Here is a 1992-nt window from a genome sequence, read left to right on the forward strand (position 1 = left end):
CCACTCCCCGGGACTTACCCTCAAGATGTCCGGCGCCTTCAACGCATGGGGTTCGAAGCTGCTGGATGGGACCCGTACTTCAATCCTGATGGACCTCGCGACACACGAGACATCGTCATGCTGTCGTACGTATTGAATGTCATCGAAGATGTCCGCGAACGTAAGTCAACTTTGACCGAAGCGTGGAACCTGGCCCGAGTAGCACTTGTTGTCAGCTGCCGCCTGAGTTGGGAACGTAGCCAGATCGCAGGCGCAGAGCATGGCGACGGTGTACTCACATCGCGCAGTACGTTCCAACACTTGTTCACAACGCGAGAACTGAAAGAGTTTGTTGAAGGCGTCACAGGACAACCCTGCATCTCCCCTGCCCCCGGAATAGTCTACGTGTTCCGAACAGCCGAAGATCGCCTTACATATCTTGCCAAAGATACTGTCTCGCGGTACGACTGGTCAACGAGCGCTGATGTCGCGATGGCAATAGGTGAAATCGTCTCCTTTGCCGAGTCCCGTGGACGAGTCCCTGTCTTTGAGGAGATTCCCGATGAAACATTGGCTCTAATAGGACATTTATCTCGAGCGGAGATCTCTGGATTAGTGCGCAAGGGCGCAGACCCCGCCCGAATCGAGTCCGGCGCGAAACGTGCAATTCTCAATGCTCTGCTGTACCTCGGAACCTCGATCTTCATCGGACGCCCCAACCACTCGGAACTTCCAATTTCGGTCCGGGAAGATATCCGCGTCCACTTTCGCAGCTATCGAGACGCGTGCGCACGGGCAGACAGACTTCTTCTCAAACTTCGTGATGATACATACGTTCGTGGCGCAATGACAAACTCACCCGGAAAACTAACGGCAACAGCATTGTACGTGCACCGGCGAGCAACGCCTTCCATGCCCATCGTGCTTCGACTCTACGAGCACTGCGGATACGTGGCAGCGGGACGACCAGACGACTGGAACATCTTAAAGCTTGATCATCGCGGGCGTAGAGTCTCATGGTCCTCATACCCAGATTTCGATTCCGATCCACATCCAAAGCTCAATTGGACATACGGTGTCCAGATGTCGACACTTGAGTCGTCGTTTCAAGATTTCAGCCAACGCGCTAACCGACCGTTGCTCCATCGAAAAGAAGAATTCTTATCTCCCGACGATGCTCTCGTTCCGAAGTTTCGCCGCCTTACCGATTCGGAAGTGCGTGCAGGGCTATATTCCAACCCAACGAAAATTGGACTTGAGAAGGGCTGGGAAGAAGAGTTGGCTCGATGCAACGTAGAGCTTCGTGGACACCGACTCGTGAAACGAAAGAGCGTCGAAAATTCGCCAATCGTGTGATTGGATTCTCTCCAACGATCCGCCTCATTCAGCGGCTTCCGAAGTTATAAGCGACATTACCTGTAGTCCCCTATTGTGCGTCTAAGGTCCTGGGCCGCAGAACGGTTCACATATCCGACCTTGCGCATGCAAATCCAATCCAATTCAATTCAATTCAATTCAGCCATCTTCGCACAAACCGTGAAGAAGTGATGTCACGTCCCGAATGGCGAAACCCGACTTGGCTCATCTCGTTGGTGCCTGACCCGCGTCTTGACCTTACTTGCGAGTAGAAAACTGTTCAGCTCCACTACCTGCGTGTTCGCGACCTCGCGAAAGCGGATCGGGACACTAAGGCTGGAGATTCGGGCGGTGGCATTCGCGTGGAAAGTGCGAATCGCATCCGGTGCTGGGGCGGTGCAGGTCATGCGCAAATACCGCGGCTCATCGCACATGGCGGTGTCGTCTGCCATGAGTATGGGACCAGTGTGAGCTGATTTTGCCAGGGTGATGGGACCACCTGGATTGCCAGTTATGGGACCACCGGCGCGCCGTGCCGGTGGTCTCGTCGTTTGCTCGTTCGATCGTCTGTGACAGCTCAAGCGAGGTCGCGGAGGTCGACGGGCATGGCTTTTCGGGAGATCAGTGTGAACGAGATCAGACCTGACTTGCACAGAT

1 protein-coding gene is annotated in these 1992 nt (G+C 54.5%); it reads left to right on the forward strand.

The features are described from left to right. Positions 1-1335, forward strand: a 1335-nt coding sequence (locus tag A8G15_RS30320; RefSeq protein ID WP_156665637.1) for a DNA phosphorothioation-associated putative methyltransferase, incomplete at its 5' end; no start/stop codon positions are given. Positions 1336-1992 lie beyond the last annotated feature (657 nt).

Source organism: Rhodococcus phenolicus, assembly GCF_001646785.1.
In the GTDB taxonomy this organism is placed as follows: domain Bacteria; phylum Actinomycetota; class Actinomycetes; order Mycobacteriales; family Mycobacteriaceae; genus Rhodococcus; species Rhodococcus phenolicus.